The following is a 13,903-nucleotide window of genomic DNA, read 5'->3' as shown; positions in this document are numbered from 1 at the left end:
TATGGCAGTATTGTTCTTCAAGCACGTACAAAAATCAATCCTTCTGCCTTTACTGCTGGCACTTTTGCTGTTCAACCCGGTTATCGTTTTCCTGCTTACGGGAAGTATCGGCTGGTGTATTGGGTCTGTAGCCAGCTTTACCTTTCTACTGATTTATACTTATCTAAAAGGAGCAGATTGGGCTTTCACACTTCTGGTTAACGTATTAACCGTAGGATCGATATGCTTCCATCTCGAAGTCACATTTCGACATGGATTCCCCGAGTATGTAATTGAAAATCTTTATACAATTCGAGACGATTATTACTTTAATAAGCCCCATCTGCTTTCTCATCTGGAAGATAAAGAGTATTCAGTTACTTATAAAACAAATCAACAGGGATACAGAATTCCTGAATTTGCTGCCGCCAATGAAAATGTTACGCATTGCGACTGGTTATTTCTTGGTGATTCCTTCACGCAGGGCGCTCAGGTTCCGTTCGAAGAACTTTATACCTCTCAACTTTATCGTTATTTTCCAAACAAAGTAATTGTTAATGCGGGAATCAGCGGTTTTTCTGTCGCCGACGAGTATCACTATTACCGAGCTGAAGGAAGGAAATTAAAACCAAAAAAGGTTTTCCTGCAAATTTGCAATTTCAATGACTTCATGAATGTTGCTCCTCGCCGTAATTCATGGACAGAGTATCTCATGCAATACTCAGATCTAGCTCGTTACCTACTGTTTAACATCCGTTACAAGCCTCCAGGGGAATTGCCTCTGGGAAGATGGACAGAGCCTTTTTATCCTACCCAAAAGGATAATGCGACCTACAATATATTCTACAACGAAACTTCTTCCGTTAAAGAAGCTGATTTAAAGGCATTCGCTCATTATGTTTCCGCTCTGGCTCAAGAAGTAAAAGCCGATGGTGCTGAACTAGTCATAATTCTTATTCCCACTAAAGAACAGACTTATTTCCGTTACCTGGATGAGGTTATCACTTCATTTAAGATACATCCCGAGCAATTGGATTTACTCAAGCCGAATAAAATTGTAAGCCATTTGGCAGATTCACTCCATATTCAATTGATTGATTTACTGCCAGGCTTTCAGGAGATTACTCAATTACAGTTTTTTGAGTATGATGAACATCTTAATCCACATGGCCATCAAACAACAGCGGACATTATCAGCCGTCATTTAAAAGATGAGTCTAGCGATGTGAATCTTATTAGTAAGGAACTGTTTTCAGACAGATATCCTGCCTACAGCCTAGATGGACAGCTTTTTACTTATCAATCAATCCGTGACGGCACGATGGAGCTATTCCTTAATGAAATGAAGAATAATCAGTCTCATCGGCTAACTTTTAATAAGGTTGATGAAAGCCATCCGATGCTTTCGCCAAACCAATCCTTAATTGTTTTTACGGAAGGCGACCCAGCAGAAAACCAAACTAAGGTGGCGATAATGAACTCAAACGGTTCCAATCGACGGTATATCACCAATGGTAAGAATGAGTATGGAGCAATCGCAACCTTCTCACCCAGCGGTCGGCACCTAACATATGCTGGCTGGTTCTATGACGCGAAAACTGAGCAATATTCAAATCCACAAATAATTCTTTTAGATATGGAACTCGGAACTAAAAAAGCTGTAACACGAGGTCTATTTGAGAGCTGGCGGCCAGTAATAGCCCCTAATGAAGATTTTGTAATTTATATATCCAAGCGTAACGGTAATTTTGATCTATATAAATTGGATTTAAAAACCGAGAAAGAAGAACAGCTTACTCGTACTTCCTTTGACGAGTGGGATCCAGTGATTTCACCCGACGGTTCTTACATCTTATACACTGCTAGAAAAAATGGCAACTGGGACCTTTTTGAACTTTCGCTCAGCAGTGGGCAAAATCGGCAACTTACCCGTTCATTGGGAGATGAATGGGATCCCGTCTACCATCCCAAAGAAAGTGTTATCGCTTATGCTGGCAAGTTTGGTATGTTTCAAAGTATTTACCGAAAACCGTTGGGACGGTAGCTGCAGGCAGAACCTTTCATCAAATGCTGTTTAATTCCATCCCATTTGTAATTTTCTTACTGACAGTTTTGACGCTGTTTAATCTGCTGCCAGCACGCCAGAGATTACACTGGTTATTGCTGTCCAGTTATTTTTTTTATGGCTGGTGGAATCCGTTGTTCCTGCCACTGCTTCTGGGTTCCACCATACTAAATTTTATAATCTCTCTATGGCTTGACAAATCTACAGGTCACAGAAAAGAATTGTTAGCGGCGGGTATTGGATTAAATATAGCTTTACTGTCTTATTTTAAATATCGAAATTTCTTTTTGGAGGCAATCGGATTCTCCCCAGTTACATCTTTAGTTCTGCCGTTAGGGATTTCTTTTATATGCTTACAGGCTATTTCTTATCTGATTGATGTGTACCGAAGAGAGACAGCCCCTCCCGATTTGCTTTCGTTCGCACTTTTCAAAGCTTTTTTCCCTCAACTGCTGGCGGGTCCCATAGAACGGGTCGGGACATTGATTCCACAGCTCACCTTCAAATCTCCCACTCAGTTTAGCTGGATTGTACAGGGCACTAAGTTTATTGTTTGGGGATATTATAAAAAAGTTCTAGTGGCCGATAAATTGGCTTTGGTAGTTGATCCAGTATTTTCGAATCCTCAACTATTCAATCCAATTCTGTTACTGGCAGCTACTATCTTGTTTTCTGGACAGATATACTGCGATTTTTCGGGCTACACAGACATCGCCCGAGGAGCTGCTCTGACATTTGGTGTCAACTTATCACCCAACTTCTGTAATCCTTTCGGCTCATCTTCATTGCAGATTTTTTGGCAACGTTGGCACCGTACATTACACTACTGGTTCAAAGATTATCTTTATGTCCCTCTTGAAAAAGTTGTGCCTCACAAGGCGAGGATACTTCTAGTATTTTTATTAAGCGGCCTTTGGCACGGTGCTAATTTAACCTTTGTCGCCTGGGGTCTTTTTCACGGAATACTCTATATAATTACCCATGAAGGTCAAAAAATTTTGATTCGGATACCGTATGCATTGCAGGTAGCTCTAACGTTTACACTGGTAACATTGGGATGGGTATTTTTCCGAGCTCAATCTCTGTCTCAGGCGGTTTATATATTCACTTCCTTTTCGCACATTCACGTATTATCATTATCTCAGGCAGCAACTGAGGGGCTTCAGCAACTGTATCAACATACAATAATAAGTCCAGCTTCTCTGAGTATTATTCTTTCCCTGCTGTTACTCTTTCTATTGATTGAGTACACAGGTATTCTGAAAAATTTACTGCAATCACCAATTGATCGAACCATCAGTATAAAACGCCTTATTCTTATGGATTTGCTGCTTATTCTGATGATACTTTTTGGAGATTGGGCCAGCAATTCATTCATTTACTATCAATTTTAAAATACTTTGGAAAGCCTTTCACAAAAACAGAAAGAGTTCAGGGCCTTTAAATCTCTTTCTAATTTCAGCACTGCAAACAATGCAAATTATTACCTGTTGCCGTTTCGCTTTGCAGCTCTTAATACAGAGCGAGAAGTCTTGGTTAACGAGGTAGGTGATTATTTAATGGTCCCCCAGGGAACAGCACAAAGAATCGTGGAACGCAGAATTAAACAAGAAGAAGAACTATATGCCGATTTGACAGCCAATTTTTTTATTTCTCAAACCCCTGTTCCCCCGCTTATTGATGTGCTCGCTACCAGATATCGTACCAAGAAGTCATTTTTAGATGATTTTACAGCTTTGCACATTTTTGTACTTACCCTTCGGTGTGAACACACCTGTCATTACTGTCAGGTATCACGGGTAACTCAGGATAAAAGCGCCTTTGATATGTCGTATGACCACTTGGACAAAGGTATTGAACTGATGATGCAATCGCCGAATCCCAATGTAACACTCGAATTTCAGGGAGGGGAACCTTTACTGGCCTTTGAGAAGATTGTGTATGCCGTCCGAAAGGCTGAATCCTTGGCGCGTCAATTGGGGAAACAACTAAACATTGTCATCTGTTCTAATTTAGCCCCTTTAACCGAGGACATACTGGCGTTCTGTCGAGAACACGGTATTCTTTTATCCACCTCCATTGATGGACCAAGTAACTTGCATAATGCGAATCGCAAGCGTCTGGGCAATAATAGTTATGAAATGGCGGTAAAAGGCATTGAACGTGCAAGGCAGGTACTGGGAGAAGAAAAGGTGTCGGCACTGATGACAACAGCCTCGCGTTCACTGGACTATCCTGTAGAAATAGTGGATGAATACGTAAAATTAGGCTTTAAAAACATTTTTCTGCGCCCGATAAGCCCTTATGGATTCGCGCGTCGAAACGTTCGAAAAAACAGCTATGAGACAGAAACTTTTCTGAAGTTCTATAAAAGGGCGCTGGAGCATATTCTGGCCTATAATCGACAGGGCTACCATCTGGTGGAGGATTATGCGAGCATCATACTGAGAAAAATCCTTACTCCCTTTCCAGTTGGTTATGTAGATTTACAATCCCCGTCTGGCCTTATTAACAGCGTTGTGCTGTTTAACTATAATGGAAAAATCTATGCTTCCGATGAAGCCCGAATGCTGGCCGAGATGCAGGATGACACCTTTTGCCTGGGGGATTTGAATAAAAATTCATATGAGGATATTTTTTACGGACCGAAAGCCTATGAAATAGCTCAGAATTGGTCAAATGAATCCTTAGCCGGGTGTTCGGATTGTGCGTTCCAAAGCTACTGCGGTGCCGACCCTGTATATCACCATGCCACTCAGGGAGATATGGCGGGCTATCGTCCAGACAGCGGTTTTTGTCAAAAGAACATGGAAATTATTCGTTATCTGCTGGAACTGATGGATAATGATCAGGAAGTACTTGCGATTTTCAGCCGTTGGGTCAGTAATTGTTAAAAGCTTTAAAACCATGACAACGTTATTACATATACGTGGCATTGCTCGCGGGATAAATTCTCCTTTGGTAGGAAGGGTAACCAGGAACATAAATAAGGAAACAGAACTATCCTATTTTTTACTCACACCAAACGTAGATACGAAAACCACTGGCCATTACATCGGTATTCTTACCTCTCAGCAGTATGAGCCTACTGCGCAGTCAGGTTTGCCGGTCGTCTACAGGCTGGCTACACTTTCCCATCTTGAGGAAGGCGATATTGTCGTGGTTAGTCCCGAGGGAAACGTAAATACACTATACAGGATCGGTTCCCGTCATAATACACTATTACTGACAGAACGCTGCAACAGTAACTGTCTGATGTGTTCACAGCCCCCTAAAGATCGTGATGATATTCCCTATTTTGTATGGCTTTATAAAAAACTCATTCCGATGCTTCCAAAGGATTGCAGGGAGTTAGGTCTTACAGGAGGCGAGCCTATGTTGCTGGGAGATTCATTCTTCGAATTGCTGGAATTGCTGAAATCAGAATTACCCGAGACAGAGCTTCATATTCTGACTAATGGAAGACTCTTTGCCAAATCAGAACTTGCCAAAAGATACGGGGATCTCAATTACAGAAGGAGTATGCTGGGTATCCCCCTTTACTCGGACTATTATCAAATTCACGATCATACAGTACAGGCAAAGGGGGCGTTTACACAAACCGTTTCAGGACTTTACAACTTGGCAAAGTATGACAGTCGGATTGAAATACGAATTGTATTACATCAATTAACGATACCCCGCCTAGTAAAGTTGGCTCAATACATCTACAAAAATTTGCCTTTTGTTGAACATATTGCCTTCATGGGATTAGAAAATATGGGCTATGCCCGGTCCAACTTTGAACTCCTGTGGATGGATCCAGTCGATTACCAACGTGAATTAACGGAAAGTGTAATGTATCTTATTACTCAGGGAATGAACGTATCTATATATAACATTCAACTATGCCTGATGCCAGAAGAGCTTTGGCCTTTTATGCGTAAATCTATTTCGGATTGGAAAAATATCTATCTGGATGAATGCCAGAATTGCAGTAAATTATCAGATTGTGGCGGGTTATTTGCTTCATCTGCGAAAGGCGCTCACAGTAAATTCATTAAAGCTTTCAACTCTTAATCATAATTTTTTTCTAAGTCGGGCTGACAAAATAGACTGCATGTTGTGCGGTAATTAGACACTACATTTACCGCACAACATGCGGTGAATAGAATATGTTCACCCATCATCAACCCCCTCAATACGTCAATTTCTTAATGTTATCCATGTAGCCTCGGCTGACGCGCACCCAATCGCCGTTTTGCATAATGACATCGTAGCTGCTGAGTTGTTTCTGGATTTCTTTTACAAACTCCAAGTGAATGATGGAAGAGCGATGCACCCGAATAAAGTGCTGCGGGTTGAGTTTTAGTTCGAGCTGGCTAATGCCGTAATTGCTCAAATAATTGCCTCGGTTAGTTATAATTTTGGAATAATCACCCTCGGCTGAAATCCAGATGATGTCGCGAACATTGACTGTCACCAGTTTTTGATTTTGCTGAATGAGAATCTTTTCGGGATACTGCAAGGGATTGATGAGGCTTTCGGCCAACGGTTGAACGGGGGTTAAATTCTGGCTCTGATTCAACCGCAATTTTTGAATGGCCGCCCTGAAACGCCCCCCCGTGTAAGGCTTCAGCAAATAATCAATCGCATGGACTTCAAAAGCCTGCAAAGCGTATTGATCGTAAGCAGTTGAGAAAATTATCTGCGGAATTTCTTCCAAATGCGTCAGCACGTCAAAACCCGTCAGGCCAGGCATTTGAATGTCCAAAAACACCACATCGGGTTTAAATTCATTGATAATCTTGACGGCATCGACGCCATTGTTGGCCTCCCCTACCACAATCATCGTAGGGTATTCCTGCAAATATTGCTTGATGAGCGTACGTCCCGCCGCTTCGTCGTCGGCAATTACTATTTTTTGCATGGCTGTTATTGGAGTGGTATTTCAAACCAAACTCGAAAACCGCTCGGTTGGTTTTGTTGAAAATGTAACGTTTTCCCAAACATCTTTTCTAAGCGCAATTTTGTGTTGGTCAACCCCACGCCTTTTCCAATAATTTCTCCTTCATTGACCAACCCAACCCCCGTGTCTGTAATCTCCACTATCAAGTCGTAGGTACTTTTTTTGATTGTTATTTTCACTTCTCCCCCTTCGATTTTGGGTGAAATACCGTGTTTGATGGCATTCTCCACAATCGGCTGAAGCAACATCGGTGGCACCCGTTCGGACATCAATGCTTCGTCCATCTCAATCGTTGTTTGCAACCTGCTGCCAAAACGGTCTTTTTCCAAGGCAAGATATTTTTCAACAAACTCCATCTCGTCTTTCAGTTTGACAAAATCCACCCGAGATGCTTTCAACTGGTACCGAAACAAATCGGCCAATTTCGCAATCATCTCCCGTGTGTCTTCCATTTCGGGCGGTACCGACGCGCTGATGGTATTGAAGACGTTGTACAAAAAATGCGGATTAAGCTGGGCTTTGATGGCCGAAAGTTCGCTTTCCAACGACGCCTGTCGAAGGGCATTTTCAGTTTCTTTTTGGCGTTGATAGTGCAAATGGTATTCGTAGGCGTGAAAAAAACCAAATTGAATGACGTAAATAAGCGCAGGAATGTAAATATCCCACACTTGACTCGACCCTCGCAAATGCCCACGCCCCAAGGCTTCCATCGTAAAATAGAACGCTTTTTGCCACGTAAAAACAAAAAGTAACATGGTGAATACGTGCAAAAGAATCTTGGTCGAAAGCTTCCAATGTGGAATCACGCGAAAGTAGAAATACCAAAGGGGAATGGTCAGGATAAATTTTAAGGCATAATCAAAAAATTGGCTGACGGCATAGTTGAGAAGCAGTGCGCCATACGTCATTTTAACGTACGACAACTCATTGAATGTCAACGTCAAACAATACAAAGCATACAACACAAAGTAAACTCCAACGACGGCTAGCAGTTCTCCAAGCCGAATTCTCCAAATGAGTTTTTTTTGCCAATTTATCATTTTTCTACGCCGTATTTTTTGTGAATGTGTTTCAAATCTCCCACAAATAATTCGATTCTGCTACGTTTTTTCGACGAATTGCCGTATAAGCCGTTCAACTGCACAAGAAGTCATTCGTCGGGTTATTTGTCAATTCACCGAATGTCTCTTTGATGGGTTTCGTCAGGACTGCAACTTTGTCCCATCAACCATCGCAACCATGAAAACCATCTTACTTCCATTACTCGTTTTATTAACCACCGTATCAATGGCCCAGCGCTTTTCCGTTTCAGGATTGGCAAAAAACGAACAAAACGAAGGCATTCCCTTTGCCACTGCCTCCCTTTTTAAAGTAGGCGACTCCAGCCTCGTAAAAGTTGAAAGCAGCACCGAAAATGGTCATTTTAAAATGAGCGGTATTGCCCCCGAGCACTACTATTTGGTCATTAGCAGCGTGGGTTTTCAAAAATACCGCTCGGTCAATTTCAAGCTCATAGATACCAACATTGACTTCGACGCCTTTGTTTTGCGCAGCGATAATCAGCTGGCCGAAGTGAAAGTTAAAGCCCAAAAACCGTTGGTCGAGGTTCTTTCGGACAAAACGGTTTTCAACGTCCAATCTTCCCTGAGTGCTACTGGAACAACGGGCTTGGAACTGCTGCGAAAATCGCCAGGGGTGGTGTTGGACAACAACGAAAACATCATTCTCGAAGGTAAAACGGGCGTCCGAATTTTCATTGACGGTAAGCCTTCGGTATTGCAAGGTGCAGACCTGAACCAATTCCTAAAATCACTCCAAGCCTCTGACATTGAAGCCATTGAAATAATCACCCAACCCTCCGCTCGCTACGATGCCGCAGGCAATGCGGGTATCATCAACATCCGACTCAAAAAAGACAAACGCTTCGGTACCAACGGGTCGTTGGCGCTGGGGTATGGTTATGGGCGTTTTGGAAAAGTTAATGGGTCGGTGTCGTTCAACCATCGAAACCGAAAAACCAACTTTTTTGGCACGTACAGCAACCGAACGGGACAAAATTGGTCGTATTTGAATTTTTACCGCGAACAAGTCAATACCATTTTTGACCAAAAAGCCGAGACCATCAACCACAACCAAAGCAATAACATCAAACTTGGCATGGACTACTTTGCATCGACAAAAAGTACGTTTGGCTTTATTTTGAACGCCAACCTCAATGCCAACGACAATACGTCGCTCAGTCGGACGCCCATTTACCCCCAAAACAGTACGCTCCCGACGCAGGTTTTGATTGCCGATAATACCGCTCAACAGCACAGCAACAACTTGTATCTCAACACCAACTATCGTTTCGCAGATACCCTTGGCCACGTTTTGAACGTGGACGTTGACTTGGGTTCGTACAACAGCAATCGCCACAGTTATCAGCCCAATTTTTATAAAAACGGGACCGAAACCCAAACGTTGTTCAGTCAAATTTACCGCATGAAAACCCCAACTGATATTGGCATTTTTTCGGCCAAAGTTGACTACGAACAGCCATTTCTGAAAGGGAAATTAGGAATGGGAGCAAAACTATCGATTGTAAAAACGAACAATACCTTCGATTTCTACGATGTGGTTGACGGCACAGACGCTTTCAATGCCAATCGCTCCAACAATTTTGTTTATACCGAACAAATCAACGCCGCTTACGTCAACTACAACCGAAGCCATCAAAAATTCGACCTTCAATTTGGTCTTCGCGCCGAGCAAACGGTGTCGGAAGGAAAATTGACTGGAACGCAAAAAAATGCCGATGCTTTTGTGCGCCGCAACTACACCAATCTCTTTCCCAGCGGTGGTATCACCTACAACGCCAATCCCAACAACAGCTTTGCGTTGACATACAGCCGCCGCATCGAACGACCTACGTATCAATCTCTTAACCCTTTCGAGTGGCAATTAGATGAATTGACCTACCAAAAAGGGAATGCGTTTTTGCAGCCCCAATACGTCAACAACCTCAAACTTGCCCATACTTACAAATACACCCTGACGACCTCGCTGAGCTACAGCTACGTCCGTGATTTTTTTGCCCAAATTACCGATACTACGGGCTACAATCGCAATTTTATGATGGAGCGTAACATCGCCGACCAGCAAATCATCAACTTGGGCGTTTCGTATCCGTTTCAGGCGGCTAAGTGGTGGAATGTGTATGTCAGCCTCGATGCGTACCACACCGCTTTTACATCTGACGAGAAGAAATTTATGAACGTGAAAGCCAACGTGTTGAGTCTGTACGGGCAAAACACCTTTAGCTTACCCCTAAAGTGGAACTTAGAAGTATCGGGTTGGTACAGTTCTCCCGGTATTTGGGGCGGCACCTACGTTACGCGCAGCCAAGGTTCGCTCGACTTTGCACTTCAAAAACGTATCCTCAAAGAAAAAGTATCATTCCGCGTGGCCATCAGCGATGTATTTTACACCTCTCCTTGGCGAGGTACAACCCAATTCGGCGGACTACGCATCACAGGTTCGGGCGGCTGGGAAAGTCGTACTGTCCGAATCAACTTGAGTTATAACTTTGGCAATAAACAAGTTAAATCGGCGCGGCAACGACAAACGGGGGTTGAAGAGGAGAAAAACAGGATTAATTGATTCTTTCAGCCTTCAGAGCATCTCTTCCTTATTATTAACCCTTTTTCTCATGCCCTACCTTGCCCATCCCTACAGGCAAGTAGGGCATTTTTAGTGAGTAGGTATTTTTCAAAAAAATTCGTTATCATTGCCATACTGATTGTGTATCAGTACCCTACTCACGCTTTGACCCTCAACTTTATGGCTCTCATTCAACCACTCGCAAACCAGTTCCACCGTGAACTGCTTCGTAAAAACCTTACCCGTATTTTTGGTGATTTTGACGATACCCTGCTACATAGCCTCGAACCTCAACTCCAATGGGTGGAAATAGGCGGAGGCGAACAGCTTTTTGCCCAAAAAGACGTCGGTGACTCGCTCTATTTTGTCATTAGCGGACGCCTACAGGCCCAAATAACGACCGAGGAGGGAACCCAGAAGGTCATCGGGGAAATTATGCGCGGTGAAACCGTGGGTGAAATGGCCATTTTTACGGGAGAACCTCGCTCAGCCACAATTGTCGCCATCCGTGATAGTGTTTTGGTAAAGCTGTCAAAGGAAGTCTTTGAAAAGGTCATCCTAGACTACCCAGCCGTTTCCATGAACGTCACCAAACTCATTATCAGCCGATTAAAAAACTCACAGGGGGGACGCAAAAGCGTAAAGAAGCCCGTTAATATTTGTTTATTGGCCTTACACGGCAGCATTTCTCTACCCGATTTCGCTCACGATTTGTACCAAGCATTAAGCGCTAAGGGAACCTCATATCTGGCCTCAAGCACGGCGGTGGACGAGTTTCATGGCATTACAGGTTTTTCCCAAACCAGTAAAAACGATAGAAAAGCCTACCACGAATTATCACAGTGGCTTGATAATCAGGAGTCGAAACACGAGTATATGCTCTACGTGACGGACTCCGAAAACACCGAATGGACGCAGCGGTGTATTCGCCAAGCCGATGAAATTATACTTATTGCAGACGCTACGCAGCCTGCGGAGCTGGTATCGCACGAACAAAGTATCAATTCTAGGTCTGCCACGACTGGCGTTCCGCAAGTGTTGGTGTTGCTGCATCCGTCCGATACAGTTTCGCCGCGCCACACCCGCGAGTGGCTGAGTTTGCGTCCAAACGTAAAATCTCACTACCATTTGCGCCGAAAAAGTCCTCAGGATATGAAGCGGTTGGCCCGTATTCTCAGTGCAACGGCCATTGGTTTTGTGGTGGCGGGCGGAGGAGCCAAAGGGTTTGCACACATTGGGGTGATGCGCGCTTTGGAAGAATTTGGCATCCCCATTGATTTTGTGGGTGGAACGAGCGTGGGCGCGATGGTGGCGGCGGCGGTATCGTTTGGAGAGCCTTCCGAAACGGTGCAACGTATTATGAAAAAGGGAGCCATGTTTAATCCAACCAAAGACTACAATTGGCTCCCTTTTATTTCACTCATTCGCGGCAAACGCATCAAACAGATGATTGACGACACGATTGAAGCCTTCGTAGGTGTTCGCCAAATCGACATAGAAGATACGTGGCTAACGCTTTTTGTGGTGTCAAGCAATTATACCCAAGCCCGCGAGGAAGTGCACACCCGTGGTTCTATGAGCAAATACCTGTTGGCCTCTACGGCCATTCCAGGCGTATTTCCGCCGATTATTGACGGCGACGACCTGCTGGTGGACGGCGGGACGTTCAACAATTTTCCTGCCGACGTGATGAGCCGTGCCAAGGTAGGCAAAGTGATTGGCGTGGACTTAGCCCGCGACCAAAACTATCGACTTGATTTAGAGGAAATTCCTAGTCCCAAGCAGTTATTACAAGACCGATTTCGTCCCAAAAAACAGCGTAAATATCGATTGCCTTCGCTTACCTCGTTGTTGCTCAATGCGACCTTGCTCTACAGTGCCGCGCGGCGCAACGAAGCCATCAGCTACTCCGATTTGTATTTCAACCCCGACGTGAGCCGCTTTGGGATCGTGAGTTGGGCAGCCTTCGACACCATTGTCGAAAAAGGCTATGAGCACGCCAAAGAGGTTCTCCAAAACATGAGTAGTGAAGAGTTGGCTTCGTACAAATCCTAAAGTTAACACGTTATGCAATTGCTTCAATCGCTGATACATAATTTTAAGCAACCGTCTTTTGGTATAGGGCGCGCCTACTATCCACTGCGTATTTTGGGCTACGCGTACGGCATTCTTTTGCTTGTTTTACAGGGTAATAGCCGTGGTTTCGACAGCAATATCTACTTCCTCATTGGTGTTTTTTTGATTTACCCCCACGTTTGTTTTTTGGTTTATAAATTTTCTGGTTCGAGTCGCTTTATCGAACTCTCGTTTTTAGTCATAGACACCTTTTGGGCGGGTATGTTTATTGGTATTATGTCGTTTGCGATATTCCCGACCATTATGTATATCGTAATGACCTGGACGGGAAATATAGGCGTGCGAGGCGTACGGCAGTGTCTTTATGGCGTCGTGGCGACCATCGTTGGCATCGGCGTGAGTAGTTTTTTAAAGCCAATTACCTTTGAGCCTAATAGTAGCTTATTGATAGAACTAATCTGCTGTGGTTTGGTCACGGTTTATGCGCTTTATTTTGGCTATACGGCCTATCTTTCTACGATTTATCAGAAAAAACTTAGGAAAGAGATTGAAGCCGAAAAGAAACGTTCAGAAGAGCTATTGCTCAATATTTTGCCCTACGAAACAGCCGCAGAATTAAAAAGCAAAGGCTACGTGGACGCCCAAACGTATGGGTTGGTGACGGTGATGTTTACTGATTTCAAGGATTTCACCAAAGTGTCTGAGCGTATGAGTGCGCAAGAATTAGTGTTGGAAATTGATAAAATATACCGAGAATTTGATCAAATCATTGACAAATACGGCATCGAAAAAATCAAGACCATCGGCGATGCGTACATGTGCGCGGGCGGGCTTCCAAAATCCAACCAGACCCATGCCGCAGATGTGGTGGCGGCGGCTATTGATATTTTAGAATTTATCCACCAAGAAATTGAAACACGCAAACGCTTGAATTTGCCCTACTTTGAAATTAGAATTGGCATCCACACGGGGCCGCTAGTGGCGGGCGTAGTGGGCATCAAAAAATTCAGCTATGACATTTGGGGTGATGCCGTCAACATTGCCAGCCGTATGGAAAGCAGTAGCGAAGCAGGAAAAATTAATATTTCGGAAACGACCTATCAACTCATCAAAGACCGTTACGCATGTCGCCATCGAGGTAAAATTACGGCCAAAAACAAAGGCGAAATCGACATGTATTTTGTAGAATAACC

The 13,903-nt window shown here is 43.7% G+C and carries 9 protein-coding genes; 7 read left to right on the top strand and 2 right to left on the bottom strand.

What is annotated here, in order from left to right:
* The first annotated feature begins 1 nt into the window (after position 1).
* Genes DTQ70_RS01610 through hxsC form a run of 4 tightly spaced genes read left to right on the top strand, consistent with a single transcriptional unit; the run spans position 2 to position 6,103 of the window.
* Positions 2 to 2,023, top strand: coding sequence for an alginate O-acetyltransferase AlgX-related protein (locus DTQ70_RS01610; protein WP_122929187.1), 2,022 nt, complete (start codon positions 2 to 4; stop codon positions 2,021 to 2,023).
* Positions 2,024 to 2,046: 23 nt separating this feature from the next.
* Positions 2,047 to 3,438, top strand: coding sequence for an MBOAT family protein (locus DTQ70_RS01605; protein ID WP_164489805.1), 1,392 nt, complete (start codon positions 2,047 to 2,049; stop codon positions 3,436 to 3,438).
* Between the two features lie 6 nt (positions 3,439 to 3,444).
* Positions 3,445 to 4,938 carry a His-Xaa-Ser system radical SAM maturase HxsB gene (hxsB, locus tag DTQ70_RS01600; RefSeq protein ID WP_122929185.1) on the top strand — a complete coding sequence of 498 codons (1,494 nt, stop codon included), beginning with the start codon at positions 3,445 to 3,447 and terminating at the stop codon, positions 4,936 to 4,938.
* Positions 4,939 to 4,951: 13 nt separating this feature from the next.
* On the top strand, positions 4,952 to 6,103 hold the full coding sequence (gene hxsC, locus DTQ70_RS01595) for a His-Xaa-Ser system radical SAM maturase HxsC (RefSeq protein ID WP_164489804.1): 1,152 nt from the start codon (positions 4,952 to 4,954) through the stop codon (positions 6,101 to 6,103).
* 118 nt (positions 6,104 to 6,221) lie between these two features.
* On the opposite strand, the gene DTQ70_RS01590 is transcribed toward hxsC, so the two are convergent.
* Positions 6,222 to 6,953 carry a LytTR family DNA-binding domain-containing protein gene (locus tag DTQ70_RS01590; RefSeq protein WP_122929183.1) on the bottom strand — a complete coding sequence of 244 codons (732 nt, stop codon included), beginning with the start codon at positions 6,951 to 6,953 and terminating at the stop codon, positions 6,222 to 6,224.
* Between the two features lie 5 nt (positions 6,954 to 6,958).
* A complete protein-coding gene (locus DTQ70_RS01585; RefSeq protein ID WP_122929182.1) occupies positions 6,959 to 8,032 on the bottom strand; it encodes a sensor histidine kinase in 1,074 nt (357 codons plus the stop codon).
* Between the two features lie 199 nt (positions 8,033 to 8,231).
* Between DTQ70_RS01585 and DTQ70_RS01580 the strand changes: the two genes are divergently transcribed.
* From DTQ70_RS01580 to DTQ70_RS01570, 3 genes are all read left to right on the top strand, one after another.
* Positions 8,232 to 10,634 carry a TonB-dependent receptor gene (locus tag DTQ70_RS01580; RefSeq protein WP_122929181.1) on the top strand — a complete coding sequence of 801 codons (2,403 nt, stop codon included), beginning with the start codon at positions 8,232 to 8,234 and terminating at the stop codon, positions 10,632 to 10,634.
* A 180-nt stretch (positions 10,635 to 10,814) separates the two neighbouring features.
* Entirely contained in the window at positions 10,815 to 12,689 is a 1,875-nt protein-coding gene (locus DTQ70_RS01575; protein WP_122934231.1) for a patatin-like phospholipase family protein, read from the top strand.
* A gap of 12 nt (positions 12,690 to 12,701) precedes the next feature.
* The gene (locus DTQ70_RS01570; RefSeq protein ID WP_206019622.1) at positions 12,702 to 13,901 is read left to right on the top strand and encodes an adenylate/guanylate cyclase domain-containing protein; all 1,200 of its coding nucleotides are present in this window, start codon (positions 12,702 to 12,704) and stop codon (positions 13,899 to 13,901) included.
* Positions 13,902 to 13,903 lie beyond the last annotated feature (2 nt).

Source organism: Runella sp. SP2 (assembly GCF_003711225.1).
In the GTDB taxonomy this organism is placed as follows: Bacteria; Bacteroidota; Bacteroidia; order Cytophagales; family Spirosomataceae; genus Runella.
The sequence above is the reverse complement of the archived record's forward strand: the minus strand, read 5'-3'. Positions and strand labels throughout refer to the sequence as shown.

Coding starts and splice junctions, on each gene's coding strand:
- DTQ70_RS01610 (WP_122929187.1), top strand. CDS start 2: ATGGCAGTATTGTTCTTCAAGCACGTACAAAAATCAATCCTTCTGCCT.
- DTQ70_RS01605 (WP_164489805.1), top strand. CDS start 2,047: ATGCTGTTTAATTCCATCCCATTTGTAATTTTCTTACTGACAGTTTTG.
- hxsC (WP_164489804.1), top strand. CDS start 4,952: ATGACAACGTTATTACATATACGTGGCATTGCTCGCGGGATAAATTCT.
- DTQ70_RS01590 (WP_122929183.1), bottom strand. CDS start 6,953: ATGCAAAAAATAGTAATTGCCGACGACGAAGCGGCGGGACGTACGCTC.
- DTQ70_RS01585 (WP_122929182.1), bottom strand. CDS start 8,032: ATGATAAATTGGCAAAAAAAACTCATTTGGAGAATTCGGCTTGGAGAA.
- DTQ70_RS01580 (WP_122929181.1), top strand. CDS start 8,232: ATGAAAACCATCTTACTTCCATTACTCGTTTTATTAACCACCGTATCA.
- DTQ70_RS01575 (WP_122934231.1), top strand. CDS start 10,815: ATGGCTCTCATTCAACCACTCGCAAACCAGTTCCACCGTGAACTGCTT.
- DTQ70_RS01570 (WP_206019622.1), top strand. CDS start 12,702: ATGCAATTGCTTCAATCGCTGATACATAATTTTAAGCAACCGTCTTTT.